The sequence below is a fragment of the Brevundimonas vancanneytii genome (assembly GCF_901421975.1).
Taxonomy (GTDB): Bacteria; Pseudomonadota; Alphaproteobacteria; order Caulobacterales; family Caulobacteraceae; genus Brevundimonas; species Brevundimonas diminuta.
The window spans coordinates 1,173,953-1,186,657 of the sequence record NZ_LR588407.1; the positions used below are offsets into that span (position 1 = coordinate 1,173,953).

Annotated in this window: 14 protein-coding genes; 6 read left to right on the forward strand and 8 right to left on the reverse strand. The window is 67.7% G+C overall.

The annotated features are described in order from the left end of the window. Nucleotides 1-4: 4 nt before the first annotated feature. Both accB and aroQ read right to left on the reverse strand, forming a co-directional pair. Nucleotides 5-493 carry an acetyl-CoA carboxylase biotin carboxyl carrier protein gene (accB, locus tag FGL25_RS05655; RefSeq protein WP_003165401.1) on the reverse strand — a complete coding sequence of 163 codons (489 nt, stop codon included), beginning with the start codon at nucleotides 491-493 and terminating at the stop codon, nucleotides 5-7. A 40-nt stretch (nucleotides 494-533) separates the two neighbouring features. Then, nucleotides 534-989, reverse strand: coding sequence for a type II 3-dehydroquinate dehydratase (gene aroQ / locus FGL25_RS05660; RefSeq protein WP_138141178.1), 456 nt, complete (start codon nucleotides 987-989; stop codon nucleotides 534-536). Between the two features lie 236 nt (nucleotides 990-1,225). On the opposite strand from aroQ, the gene FGL25_RS05665 reads away from it, so the two are divergent. The 4 genes from FGL25_RS05665 (at nucleotide 1,226) to FGL25_RS05680 (ending at nucleotide 4,172) form a co-directional block, all read left to right on the forward strand. After that, nucleotides 1,226-2,518 (forward strand): S41 family peptidase, encoded by a 1,293-nt coding sequence (locus tag FGL25_RS05665; RefSeq protein WP_252970047.1) that lies wholly within the window; start codon nucleotides 1,226-1,228, stop codon nucleotides 2,516-2,518. 15 nt (nucleotides 2,519-2,533) lie between these two features. Then, on the forward strand, nucleotides 2,534-2,989 hold the full coding sequence (locus FGL25_RS05670) for a MarR family transcriptional regulator (protein WP_088409893.1): 456 nt from the start codon (nucleotides 2,534-2,536) through the stop codon (nucleotides 2,987-2,989). Between the two features lie 120 nt (nucleotides 2,990-3,109). Next, nucleotides 3,110-3,307 (forward strand): sulfur carrier protein ThiS, encoded by a 198-nt coding sequence (gene thiS, locus FGL25_RS05675; protein ID WP_003165397.1) that lies wholly within the window; start codon nucleotides 3,110-3,112, stop codon nucleotides 3,305-3,307. Between the two features lie 79 nt (nucleotides 3,308-3,386). Next, nucleotides 3,387-4,172 carry a thiazole synthase gene (locus tag FGL25_RS05680; RefSeq protein ID WP_138141179.1) on the forward strand — a complete coding sequence of 262 codons (786 nt, stop codon included), beginning with the start codon at nucleotides 3,387-3,389 and terminating at the stop codon, nucleotides 4,170-4,172. Nucleotides 4,173-4,197: 25 nt separating this feature from the next. Here FGL25_RS05680 and FGL25_RS17390 read toward each other — a convergent pair whose 3' ends face one another. Genes FGL25_RS17390 through FGL25_RS05695 form a run of 4 tightly spaced genes read right to left on the reverse strand, consistent with a single transcriptional unit; the run spans nucleotide 4,198 to nucleotide 9,217 of the window. Then, nucleotides 4,198-4,494 (reverse strand): DsbA family protein, encoded by a 297-nt coding sequence (locus FGL25_RS17390; protein WP_252970249.1) that lies wholly within the window; start codon nucleotides 4,492-4,494, stop codon nucleotides 4,198-4,200. Next, nucleotides 4,454-5,014: a thioredoxin domain-containing protein gene (locus tag FGL25_RS05685; RefSeq protein WP_252970048.1), complete on the reverse strand. Its 561-nt coding sequence runs from the start codon at nucleotides 5,012-5,014 to the stop codon at nucleotides 4,454-4,456. Before FGL25_RS05685 ends, FGL25_RS17390 begins: the two co-directional genes overlap by 41 nt. A gap of 39 nt (nucleotides 5,015-5,053) precedes the next feature. Continuing rightward, nucleotides 5,054-6,475 (reverse strand): M48 family metalloprotease, encoded by a 1,422-nt coding sequence (locus FGL25_RS05690; protein ID WP_003165394.1) that lies wholly within the window; start codon nucleotides 6,473-6,475, stop codon nucleotides 5,054-5,056. A gap of 54 nt (nucleotides 6,476-6,529) precedes the next feature. After that, nucleotides 6,530-9,217 carry an Rne/Rng family ribonuclease gene (locus FGL25_RS05695; protein WP_138141180.1) on the reverse strand — a complete coding sequence of 896 codons (2,688 nt, stop codon included), beginning with the start codon at nucleotides 9,215-9,217 and terminating at the stop codon, nucleotides 6,530-6,532. Between the two features lie 455 nt (nucleotides 9,218-9,672). Here FGL25_RS05695 and FGL25_RS05700 point away from each other — a divergent pair, with 455 nt between their 5' ends. Continuing rightward, nucleotides 9,673-10,884: an N-acetylmuramoyl-L-alanine amidase family protein gene (locus tag FGL25_RS05700; RefSeq protein WP_138141181.1), complete on the forward strand. Its 1,212-nt coding sequence runs from the start codon at nucleotides 9,673-9,675 to the stop codon at nucleotides 10,882-10,884. A gap of 4 nt (nucleotides 10,885-10,888) precedes the next feature. Here FGL25_RS05700 and FGL25_RS05705 read toward each other — a convergent pair whose 3' ends face one another. Beyond that, complete coding sequence (locus FGL25_RS05705; protein WP_040345635.1) at nucleotides 10,889-11,533, reverse strand: uracil-DNA glycosylase; 645 nt, start codon at nucleotides 11,531-11,533, stop codon at nucleotides 10,889-10,891. Further along, a complete protein-coding gene (locus FGL25_RS05710) occupies nucleotides 11,530-12,111 on the reverse strand; it encodes a LabA-like NYN domain-containing protein (protein ID WP_076222705.1) in 582 nt (193 codons plus the stop codon). The genes FGL25_RS05705 and FGL25_RS05710 overlap by 4 nt, the downstream gene beginning before the upstream one ends. Between FGL25_RS05710 and folK the strand changes: the two genes are divergently transcribed. Further along, complete coding sequence (folK, locus tag FGL25_RS05715) at nucleotides 12,110-12,697, forward strand: 2-amino-4-hydroxy-6-hydroxymethyldihydropteridine diphosphokinase (protein ID WP_138141182.1); 588 nt, start codon at nucleotides 12,110-12,112, stop codon at nucleotides 12,695-12,697. The genes FGL25_RS05710 and folK overlap by 2 nt on opposite strands. The last annotated feature ends 8 nt before the right edge of the window (nucleotides 12,698-12,705 follow it).

Genomic DNA, 12,705 nt, shown 5'->3' on the forward strand with positions numbered 1-12,705 from the left:
GGGCTCAGGCTTCCAGCACGACCAGGGCTTCGCCGAACTCGACCGGCTGGGCGTCGCCCACCAGGATTTCAGCCACCACGCCGTCGCGCGGCGACTGGATCGGGTTCATGGTCTTCATGGCTTCGACGATGACCAGGGTCTGGCCCTTCTTCACCTTGTCGCCGACCTTGATGAAGGGATCGGCGCCCGGCGCGGGCTGCAGATAGGCGGTGCCGACCATCGGCGACTTCACCTCTTCGCCGGCGCGGGCGACGATGGTGGCCGGGTCCGACGGCATGGAGAGCGGCGCTGCGGCGGCCGGCGCGGCGTGGGCGACCGGGGCCGGGGCGGCGGCGTACTGGATCGGAGCGGCGGCGACGGTGACTTCGCGCTTGACCTTGATCTTCAGGTCGCCGCGCTCGACTTCGATCTCGGTCAGGTCGGTGTCGTTCAGGATGTCGGCCAGGCTGCGAACCAGATCGGCGTCGATGTTCTTGTTCTTGTCGTCGGACATGAGGGTCTCTTCTACTTGATCTTCAGACGGCGCGCGGCGGTCAGCCCTTGGCCCCGGCGCGGCGCGCCAGGTCCAGAGCGGCCCGGACGGCCAATTCATAGCTGCGGGGGCCGAAGCCGGCGATCACGCCGGTCGCGGCCAGGGACACATAGGAGTAATGCCGAAACGCCTCGCGCGCGGCGGGGTTCGACAGGTGGCACTCGACCACGGGGATGCTCAGCGTCTTCAGCGCGTCCAGCAGGGCCACCGAGGTGTGGGTGAAGGCGGCCGGATTGATGACCAGGGCGTCGGCCTCAAGGCGGGCCTCCTGGATCCAGTCGACCAGCTGGCCTTCATGATTCGACTGACGGAACACCACGCGGGCGCCCTCGGCCGCCGCCTCGCACATGGCCTGAACGTCGGCCAGCGTCTCGCGGCCATAGATATCCGGCTCCCGAACCCCCAGCAGGTTCAGGTTCGGCCCGTTCAGGACATACAGGGTGAGAGTTTCGGGCATTCGCTCGCAAAACAGGCGCGCCGCCGCGCGGAATCGAGCGCGCGTTGTAGCCTAGGTGGCGCGCGGCGCAAAGCGGGCGGGCAAAAAGGGTGACGTAGGGGGAGGTTGGGGCCGCTGGCTGGGGACGGCTGCGGGAGATGACCCGCGCGGGGCTCGTGCAGCAACCCGTGATGAGAGGTTGACGGCAAGATTAATTACAACATATTGCGCAATATATTACATTGTGAGGTCTGGAAGTGATTTATCGAGTTTTCCTCTCGCTGCTGAGCGTCGCTGTCCTGGCGCCGGTTTCGGTTGATGCGCAGACCCTGGATCATAAGGCGCAGCGCGAAGTCGTGGCTCGCCTTGAGACGGCGTTGCAGCAGAACTATGTTTTCCCTGACCGAATTCCGGTCATATCCGCTGAGCTGGACAGGCGGATTCAATCGGAGCCGATGGAAGCCGATCGCTTCGCCGCGAGCCTTGCTCAAGGTCTAGTCAAGGCGAGCGAGGATCTGCACTTTTCGGTGGCCTTCGATCCCGACGAGGTTGCGGCTGACCGTCGGGCCAAGGCGAGCGGCGAGACGACGACACAGGCCCAACGCGACAGAGAACGTGCAGCGAATTTCGGGTTTCGCGAGGCGCGGCGGCTGGACGGCGATCTGGCCTATGTGCGGTTCGATTTCTTCGCCGACCCGCAATATGCTCAGGAGACGGCGTCGGCGGCCATGCGTTTCGCCGACGGGGCCAAGGGGCTGATCTTCGACCTGCGTTATAACAACGGCGGCGTCCTGGAGATGGCGCAGTTCCTGATGAGCTACCTCTATCCGGCGGGCAAGGACCAGGAATTCTTCGACTACAACTACAATGACAAGGGGGCGCAGGTGGTGCGGAGCCAGTGGAGTCTGCCCGCCGTGCCCGGCTGGCGGTCGGGGGGTATCCCCGTGGTGGTTCTGACCGGTTCGACGTCCTTCTCTGCGGCCGAATGGATGGCGTTTTCGCTGCAGCGCCTGGGCCGGGCGACTGTCATCGGCGAACAGACCTCTGGGGGCGCGCATCCGGTCACCCGTGTGCCGATTGATGATCGCTTCATGCTGCAGGTTCCGTTCGGCCTGATCCGGGATCCGGTCGACGGTAAGGATTTCGAGGGCGTCGGCGTGACCCCTGACCTGGCGGTTCCGGCTCCGGAGGCCCTGTTGGCGGCGCAGAAGTTCCTGCTGCAGAGCCGGGCTGATGCTGGCGATGCAGAGGCCAAATGGGCCTTGGTTCCGATTGAAACTGCGCTAACCGGCCAAGCTGCAAGCGCGACGGAGATGGATGCCGCAGTCGGAGCCTATGAGGGTCGAACCCTGGCGCGCACCGCCACCGGTCTGGCCTATCATTGGCGGGATCGCTTTGTTCTGGCTCTTGAGCCGATCGGGAAAGATCTGTTTGCGGTCCAGGGAACGGATGACTACCGCTTCCGTCTGGTGCACGAGAATGGCCGTGTGAGCGGTTTGGAGCGAGTGTGGAAGTCCGGCGAGCGGGAAACCTATCGTCGCCTGGACTGAGGAAGCGTTGGACGAATGATCGAGTTGGATCGCACCTTTCTGGGCCGGCTGAGCGAGCAGCTCAGCGAACTGATCGAGCAGCAGTCGGCCGAGGTGTTCAAGCGCGCGGGCATTGTCATCCCGGTGAAGTCCTCGTCCTTGCTGGGCGCCATTGCGACGCTCGGCCCGGTCTCTGTCGCCGATCTGGTGCGGGCGTTGGACCGTTCGCACCAGCTCATTCAGCAGAAGATACCCAAGCTTCTGGCCCTGGATCTGGTCAGCCGCCGTCCCGATCCCAACGACCTGCGCATCAACTTGATCGAGATCACCGACAGGGGGCGCGAACAATTGGCCTTGCTGGACCGGCTGACGCCCGAGTTTGAACGCGCCTATGCCGAAATGGAGCAGGAGGCCGGCCCGGTGTTCGACACAGTAGCGCGCGCGATCCGCTCGCTTAAGGCCCGCTCCTTGAACGATCGCATAATCGTCTGAAAGGCGTTCTGCGCTGATTGATGCTCGTCGTGCGCAAACGCGCTATAGCTCCGGCGTAAGCGGCGGGCCCGAAAGAAGGGCGCGCTTGCGATCGGTGCTTATGCTGCTCGGAAAGATGTGATGCGTATCGAAGTCAACGGCGAGGCGCGGGACACCGCCGCCACGACCATTCTGGGACTGGTTCAGGAACTGTCGCTGGATCCGAAGAAGGTGGCGGTCGAGCGCAATCTGGAGATCGTGCCGCGCTCGCTGCACGGCGAGACGGCGCTGGCTGAGGGCGACAAGATCGAACTGGTGCAGTTCGTCGGCGGGGGCTGAGCAGTAGAAGCGTGGGGCCGATCAAATCCCGCAACGCCGCTTCCCCCCGGCGGCGGGCGGCGCTAGGTCAGGAGCATGACTGACACCCGCTCCCCGCACCGACAGCTGGACCGTCGCCGGCCGCACCTTCAACTCGCGCCTGATCGTGGGCACCGGCAAGTATCGCGACTACGCCCAGAACGCGGCGGCGGCCGAGGCTTCGGGCGCCGAGATGGTCACCGTGGCCGTGCGCCGGGTGAACCTGACCGATCCGAACCAGCCGGTGCTGACGGACTTCATCGACCCGAAGAAATACACCTATCTGCCCAATACGGCGGGCTGCTTCACCGGTGAGGACGCCGTGCGGACCCTGCGTCTGGCGCGCGAGGCGGGCGGCTGGACCCTGGTCAAGCTGGAGGTTCTGGCGGACCCCAAGACCCTGTTCCCCGACATGGAGGAGACCCTGCGGTCGCTGAAGCTGCTGACCGCCGAGGGCTTCGAGGTCATGGTCTATTGCACCGACGATCCCGTCTATGCGCGCAAGCTGGAGGACGCGGGCGCCGTGGCCATCATGCCGCTGGGCGCGCCGATCGGCTCGGGGCTGGGGGTGCAGAACCCGATCAACATCCGCCTGATCGTCGAGCAGTCCAAGGTGCCGGTGCTGGTCGACGCGGGCGTGGGCACGGCCTCCGACGCCGCCATCGCCATGGAGCTGGGCTGCGACGGCGTGCTGATGAACACCGCCATCGCCGAGGCGCGCGATCCCCTGCTGATGGCCAGCGCCATGAAGCACGCGGTCATCGCAGGGCGTGAATCCTACCTGGCGGGACGGATGAAGAAGCGGTTCTACGCCGACCCGTCCTCGCCGTTGGCGGGGCTGATCTGAGAAGGCTCAGGGGCTGACCGAAAGGTCAGCCCTTTTTCTTGGCCGCTTCGATCAGGGCGCCGACCTCGCGCGGGTCGATGCCGGGGCTGGCGACGCCGTTGATGAAGAAGGTCGGCGTGCCCTGCAGGCCGAGCGCAGCGGCGGCGGCATGAATGTCGGTGACGTGGCGCGTCATTTCGGGGGCCGAGATGGCGGCGTTGGCCCTGGCCATGTCGACGCCGTTGTCGGCCAGGATGCGATCGATGGAGGCGCGGTCCAGCGCGCGTTCGGCCATCAGGGCGTCATAGACGGCTAGATACTTGCCTTGTTGATGCGCGGCCAGGGCGGCGCGGGCGGCGTATTGCGAGGAGACGTCCTCTCCCCCGGTCCAGAATCGGCCAGTCCTTGAAGACGAAGCGCACGTCAGGGTGGGCGGCCATCAGGGCGCGATACTCCGGCGCCACGGCCTTGCAGCCGGGGCAGCGGAAGTCGAAGAATTCGATCACCGTCACCTTGGCGTTCGCCGGGCCGAAAGCCGGATCGCGCGCATCGGCGGCCAGCAGGGCCGGGTTGGCGGCGGCGGCGGCGTTGATGGTCTGGACGCGCGATTGGGATTCCATCGTCTCGCGCGCGGCCAGGACTTCATCCAGCACCTGAGGGTTGCTGATCAGATAGTCGCGCACCTTGCCGCCGAAACCGCCGCTCAGATAGGGCGCGGCCGACAGCGCCAGGGCGACCGCCGACATGGCCACGGCGGCGCCGCCCAAAACGGTTCCCGACAGGGCGAAGCGGCTCTTGGCGGCGGGCGGCGTCACGGCGGGCTGGTCGTTTTCAGGGCCGGGTTCGCGGGCGTCGTCGGTCATCAAGGTCTCGTCAGGCGTAGTGGGAAGGCGGAGTCGGCGTCAGGCGCCGGGCGGAATGACGCCGGAGCGGCTGCGCTGTTCATTGCGGCGCTCGGCGTCGGTGATGTCTTTTTCGGTCGCGCCCGAGGCCAGGACGATGTCGGTGGCCCGGCGCCATTCGATGGAGCTGCGGTCCAGCATGTCGCGGGCGCGCATGGCGAACTGGGCGGCCTGATCCGGGCGACGCAGGGCGAACCAGTATTCGGCCGAGGCCAGGCGGGCCTCGCCCTCCTTGCCCTGACTGGCGTAGGCCTGGGACAGCAGGCGCCAGCCCATGGTGTTCTCCGGCTCCAGCGCCAGGGCGCGCTTCAACTGGTTCTCGGCTTCGGTCAGTTTGGAGGCGTCGCTGGTCTCGATCAGGGCGTGAGCCAGGTTGATGCGCAGCAGGGGGGCGTCCGGCTTCAGCTCAACCGATTTCTCATGCGCGCCCAGGGCCTCGGCCGGACGGCCTTCCTCGAACAGGATCTGGCCCTTCAGCTCCCAGAAATAGGGGTTCTCGGGCTGTTCGGCCAACAGGACGTCGACCGCGTCCAGCGCCTTCTGCGTCTGGCCGTCGCGATACCAGGCGATGGCGCGGGCGTAGCGGGCGGGCAGGGTGACGTCGCTGGACGGATAGTCGCGCAAGGTGGCGTTGGGCGCGTCCATGAAGGCGCGGATCTTGGCCACGACCAGGGCGTGCTGGGCCATGCGCGCGTCGCTGTCGCGCTTGTCGTAGTGGGAGGCGGCCTCGACGGGACGGCGCAGGGCTTCGATCCGCTGCGAGGACAGAGGGTGGCTGCGGAAATAGGGATAGCGGCGCTGATCCGAGAAGATTTCCTGGGCGCGGAAATTCTCAAAGAACTCGACCATGCCGCGTCCGGATTCCCCGGCGCGTTCCAGGGCGCGGGCGCCGGTGATGTCGGCCTCGCCCTCCTGGCTCTGCATGTAACGCAGGGCGCCGAGCGTGCCGAAATACTGGCTGGAGGCCAGCAGGGCCGCGCCCGCGTCCGGCGCGCCGGCGATCGCGGCCAGAGCGCCCAGCGCCATGGTCATGATCATCGGCTGCATCCCGGCGTTCTGGGCGCCGTCGCGCAGGGTGTGGCGGTTCTTGATGTGGCCCGCCTCGTGGGCGATCACGCCCAGGAGCTGATTGGGGCTCTTGGTCCGCAGGATCAGGCCGGTGTTCAACCCCATGATCCGCCCGCGCGTGGCGAAGGCGTTCAGGTCGTTGTCGTTGACCAGCAGGATCTCGACCTCGTTCGGGTCCAGCCCCATGGCGTCGAGCACCGGCTCGGACCACTCATGGATGATGCCCTCGATCTCGGTGTCCCGGATCAGGCTCTGCGCCTGGGCCGCGGCGGCCGAGGCCAGCACCGCGAGGGCGCCGACGCCGGCGGCCAGATAGCGCCGAAAGCGGGTTGCGGCGGGGGGCGTCCTGGTCATGACGATCTCCAGAGCGATAGTCTCCCCCGCAGCTTCCAGCTTAATCGTGTCCGATCAACGGCGCCACCAGCCCCGCTTGGGCTTGGCGGGCGGCGCGCCGATCTGGTTCGGATCGTCGGCGATGATGGCCGCGATGTCGACCTCGGCCGTCGGCGCCGGGACCGGATCGGCCAGGACGACAGCCTCTTCGACCACGCTCTCGGCGACGGCCGGGATCTCGCCCAGAGCCTCTTCGAGGGCTTCTTCGATCGCCTGTTCGACGCGGGCGGCCACGGCGGGCGGCACGTCCAGTTCGGCGGGGACGGGCTGGTCGGCTTCGACCGGCGCGGCCTCGGCCTCAACCGCGGCCGCTGCCGTCGCGTCTTCCGCGGCGGCGGCGCTGACCTTGCGGCGCACGCGGCGGCGCTTGGGCGCTTCGGCCTGTTCGACGGCCGGAGCGGCCTCGGCGGCGGGCGCCTCGGTCGCTTCGCCTTCGATCACCACGGCGATCGGCGTGTCGGGCGAGCCGACGGGCGGCAGGCCTTCATTGGCGGCGCGGTCTTCGACCTTGGTTTCGTGGGTCAGTTCGCCCTGACCGCGACCCCGGCCGCGGCCGCGACGACGGCGCGAGCGGCCGTTGCGGCCTTCTTCCGAAGCGGCGACCTGGTCCAGGCCGACGTCCTGAGCCGTATCCTCGCCGGCGGCCTCCGGCCTGCGCTCGTCCTTGCGTTCGGGACGAGGGGCGACCGGGTTGATCGGGTCGAACCAGACGTAAGGATCCTGCAGCGACGGCGTGCGGCCGCGCACCCAGGCGTAGACGTCGCGTTCGCCTTCCTCGCGCATCCGGCGACCGCCGCGACGGCCCCGGCGGCGGCGGCCGCCCCGGCTGTCGTCGTCATCGTCGGAAGCGGCGGCTTCGGTTTCTTCGTCACGGCGACCGCCGCGACGGCGACGGCGGCGTCCGCCGCGGCTGTCGTCGTCCTGTTCGGAGCGGGCGCGGGCCTCGTCGTCGTCCTCGTCCTCGCGGTCGAGATCGGCCTCGTCTTCGTCGTCGCCGAAATCGTCTTCGTCCTCGGCGTCTTCGTCCTCGTCGTCATAGGCGCTGTCGTCGAAGCCGTCGTCCAGGTCGGCCAGATCGATGTGGCTTTCGGGGGCGACGAAGTCCTCGTTCGTCTCGGTGCGCTCGATCGAGTGCTCGCCCTGAGCCAGGCTGTCGTCGATCTGGATGATGACGTTCAGGCCGCGCTCTTCCAGCAGGAACTGCAGGTAGGCCCGCTTGTGGTTCAGGATGTACAGCGCCACGGCGGTCGAGACGCGCAGGTTCACCGAACCCGCGCCGTTCTTGCCGGCCTCGATGTCGACGGCGCGCAGGGTGGTCAGAGCCGCCGATTCGGCCGAGCGGACGCGCCCGGCGCCCTGGCAGCATTCGCAGACCTCGGTCGCGCCCTCGATCACGCCCAGGCGGCGACGCTGACGGCTGATCTCCATCAGGCCGAAGCCCGATATGCGGCCCATTTGGATGCGGGCGCGGTCCTTGGCCAGGGCGTCCTTGAGGGCCTTCTCAACCGCGCGGTTGTTCTTGCCCTCGTCCATGTCGATGAAGTCGATGACGATCAGACCGGCCAGGTCGCGCAGGCGCAGCTGGCGGGCGGCCTCGACGGCGGCTTCCAGGTTGGTCTTGGTGGCCGTGGCCTCGACGTTGCGCTCCTTGGTGGCGCGGCCGGAGTTCACGTCGATGGCGACCAGGGCTTCGGTTTGGTTGATGACCAGATAGCCGCCCGACTTCAGCGGCACGACCGGCTGGTGAATCTGGGTCAGCACCTCTTCGATGCCGTTCGCCGCGAACAGCGGGCGCGAGCCCTGGTAGAGGTGGATCTTCTTGGCCTGCGACGGCATCAACACGCGCATGAAGTCGCGGGCCTGCTTGAAGCCTTCGACGCCCTCGACCTGAATGCCGTCGAAGTCCTTGTCGTACATGTCGCGCACGGCGCGGCGGACCAGGTTCTCTTCCTCGTGGATCATCGCCGGCGCGTTGGAGCGCAGGGTCAGTTCGCGGATCGTCTCCCACAGGCGCAGCAGATATTCATAGTCGCGCTTGATCTCGGCCCGCGTGCGCTTGGCGCCCGCCGTGCGGATGATCAGGCCCATGCCCTGCGGCACCTTCAGCGCGGCGGCGGCGGACTTCAGCCGGCGACGGTCCGAGGTGTTGGTGATCTTGCGCGAAATGCCCCCGCCCTTGCCGGTGTTCGGCATCAGCACGCAGTAACGGCCGGCCAGCGACAGCCAGGTGGTCAGGGCCGCGCCCTTGGCGCCGCGCTCGTCCTTCACGACCTGCACCAGCAGGATCTGGCGGCGCTTGATGACGTCCTGGATCTTGTAGCGACGCATCAGGCGACGCTTCAGGCGTTCCTCGTCGGCCAGCTTGCCGTCGGAATCGGCGTCGTCGGATTCACGGCCCAGGTCGTCTTCGTCCGCGTCGTCGTGCGCTTCGGCCATGATGGCTTCGCGGTCGGCGACGGGGATCTGATAATAATCCGGGTGGATTTCGTTGAAGGCCAGGAAGCCGTGGCGGTTTCCGCCGTACTCGACGAAGGCCGCCTGCAGGCTGGGCTCTACGCGGGTGACCTTGGCGAGATAGATGTTCCCCCGAAGCTGACGGCGGGCGCGGGATTCGAAATCGAATTCCTCAACCTGGCGGCCGTCCACGATCGCGACGCGGGTTTCTTCCGCGTGCGCCGCGTCTATCAACATGGTTTTTGACATTGAAGGTCTCTCTCAGGCGCGCCAGGCCGTGCGCCGCGAACGCAGTCGCGGGAATAGGGGCGGCTCGCCGAATGGAAATGGGGGCCAGGGCGCGCGTCATCCCCTCGCTAAAAGCGAGAGCGGCATGGTCTTGCCGTTCGGGAGCGCAGGCGGGTCGGCCCATAAGGTTGTCGGTCCTGGGCCCGGACGCGCCGATCAAGGCCGCATCCCGAACCCGTATCTTCGGATCGACGGCCAGGCCGCGCGATCCTCGGAATTGGTGAAAAGTTCAACGCCGCGAGGAGGGCGCGCCTGATCCCGACACAGTGCCGGGCGGCGCGATCGTTCGCATGCGGAACCGATAATAGGCAGATGTTGCGGAAAATAAAAGAACCGCGCGCCGGTAAGAGGTCTTAACGAAATCCTTAAACCCTGGGCCCATCCTGACGTCTAAACTGCAGGGCGATTTCCCTCTGATGTTGGGTTGGTGGCGTGACAATCTGAGCCGTTGGGGCGTGCGCGAGTGGTCGATGACCGGCCTTGCGTTCGTCGTCATCTGCCTTGTCGCGTTCACGGCGACGCGCGGTCTGGCCTTCGGTCCGGATGGCGAAATCGTGCGTCTGCGTTTCGGCGGCGACGCCCAGCGGACCCGCGTGGTGCTGGATCTGGGCCGCTCGACGCGCGGTCAGGTGATCGAGGACGGTTCGGCCGGGCGGGTCATCCTGTCCCTGGCGGGCGTCAATCCTGCGCGCGGTCTGGAAGGCAGCGGCTCAGGCCTGGTGCGCGGCTACGAGGTCAGCGCGGCCTCGGGCGCATCGCGCGTGCGGCTGGACCTGGCGCGCGGCGCCGAGATCGAGCGCCGCTTCCTGCTGCCGCCCGGCGACGGGGTGGACCACTATCGCTACGTCATCGACCTGAAGGCCACGGGCGCCGCCGCTGCGGTTCCGGTCGCCGCGCCGCGCCGAGAACAGGCTCGCGCCGAAAAGCCCCTGATCGTCATCGACGCCGGCCACGGCGGCCGCGATCCCGGCGCCCAGGGCCAGCATGTTCAGGAAAAGGCCGTCACCCTGGCCGCCGCCCGCGAACTCAAGACGGCGCTGGAGCGCACCGGCCGCTATCGCGTGCGCCTGACCCGCGACGGCGACGTCTATGTGGTGCACGGCCGCCGGGTGCAGATCGCCCGTGACGCGGGCGCCGACCTGTTCATCTCCCTGCACGCCGACGCCGGTTCGGACCCGGCCCTGCGCGGCGCCAGCGTCTATACCCTGTCGGAACAGGGCGCCGGTCGCGCCGTGCGCGAGTTCACCAAGGGCGACGACTGGCAGCGCGACCTGCGCCTGCCGGGGCGCGACCCCTCGGTCGACCGCATCCTGCTGGACATGACCCAGCGCGCCACACAGAACCGCTCGGCCCAGTTCGCGCGGGTGCTGCTGACTCACCTGGAAGGCGCGGACCATCCGCTGCTGCGCCGCAGTCACCGCGATGCGGGTCTGGCCGTGCTGCTGGCGCCGGACGTTCCCGCCATCCTGCTGGAGATGGGCTTCATCACCAATCCGGAGGATGAGCGCGTCCTGAGCGATGAACGCGCTCGCCGCCGCCTGATGCGCTCGGTCGCCGAGGGCATCGACCGCTATTTCCGCGAGCCGGCCGCTCCGATGATGGTCGCCGGGGATATCGCCGGCGGCTGAGGTTTCAAGCTTCCAGGGCCGCCTTCGCGCGCTTGAAGATGTCCTCGAACATTTCCGCCGTCAGTCGGCCCGTGTTCGTGTTCAGCCGTGAGCAGTGGTAGCTGTTGATCAGCGTATAGGGGCCGACCTGGCCCTCGACGCCATGCCCGGCGGGAATGGCTGAGCCGGGATAGCCCAGCGTCCGCAGGATGCTGCGCCGGGACACGTCGCCCAGGGTCACGATCACCTTCAGCCGGGGCAGGGCGGTCAGCCGATCCACCAGGAAGGGGCGGCAGGTGTTCTCTTCCGTCGCCGTCGGCTTGTTCTGCGGCGGGGCGCAGCGCACGGCGTTGGTGATCATGCAGTCGACCAGCGTCAGGTCGTCGTGGCCATCAGGATCGTAAGACCCCTTTGCGAACCCCGTCTTTTTCAGCGTGTCGTACAGCAGCCAGCCCGCGTGGTCTCCGGTGAAGGGGCGGCCCGTGCGGTTGGCGCCGGTGCGGCCCGGCGCCAGGCCTGCGATCAGCAGGCGCGCGTTCGGATCGCCGAACGAGGGCGCCGGACCGTTCCACCAGTCCGGGTTCTGACGCGCGTTTTCGGCGCGATAGGCGACCAGGCGCGGGCACAGGGGGCAGTCGCGCGCCGGTTCCGGGGTCAACGCTGCGCTCACGCGCGATCGCTCCGGTCCAGGGTGCGGGTCACGCCCTGATTCATCGCGGCCTTGGGCTTGCCGACCTGGTTCATGATGTCGGCCAGATCGACGAAGGCGTCGGCCTGACGACGCAGGTCGTCGGCGATCTGGGGCGGCTGGCTCTTGACGGTCGAGACGACGGTGACGCGCACGCCCTTGGCCTGCAGGGCCTGCACCACGCGGCGGAAGTCGCCGTCGCCCGAGAACAGCACCGCCTGATCCAGGCGCGGCGCCAGCTCCAGCATGTCGACGGCGATCTCCATGTCCATATTGCCCTTGGTGCGGCTGTGGCCCTGGGCGTCGGTGAAGCGCTTGACCGGCTTGGTCACGACGGTGAAGCCGTTGTAGTCGAGCCAGTCGACCAGCGGCCGCACGGGCGAGAATTCTTCGCCCTCGACGATGGCCGTGTAATAATAGGCGCGGATCAACCGGCCTTCGCCGACGAACCAGGTGGACAGCTTCTTGAAGTCGAGATCGCAGTTCAAGGCGCGTGCGGCCGAATAGAGGTTGGCGCCGTCGATGAACAGGGCGATGCGGTCATCGGGATGGTCGGTCATGAACGAAAATGAGTCCGTCGATATGGTCGAGAAAATGAACGCCCCGACCGACGCCGCAGGAGAATCCTGGGGCGAAACCGATCTGGACGCGGCAGTCATCGTCGCACTGGGCTGCAATGACAAGGGCGATTGGTCGTCCTGTGTCGAGGCGCTGGAGGCGGCGCTGGCCCGGTTCCGCGCCGAGGGGGTGGATGTGCTGGCCCGTTCGTCCTGGTGGTCGTCCCAGGCCTGGCCTGACCCCAGCGACCCGCCCTTCCTGAACGGGGTGGCCGTGGTCAGCACCGCCCAGGACGCCTCAACCCTGATGCGGACCCTGGGGCGGGTCGAGGATCTGTTCGGCCGGGTGCGGACGGCGCGCAATGCGCCGCGCACGCTGGATCTGGATCTGATCGCCTATGGGCGGCTCAGCGGCGATCTGAACGGGCTGATTCTGCCGCATCCGCGCGCGGCCGACCGGCTGTTCGTCATGGGGCCGCTGGCTGAGGTGGCGCCGGAGTGGACGCATCCGGTTTGCGGTCGTCGTGCGCGCGATCTGGCGGCGGCGGCCACGGTCGGCGAGGATGCTCGACCCCTGCCGAGGGGTTGACGCCGGGC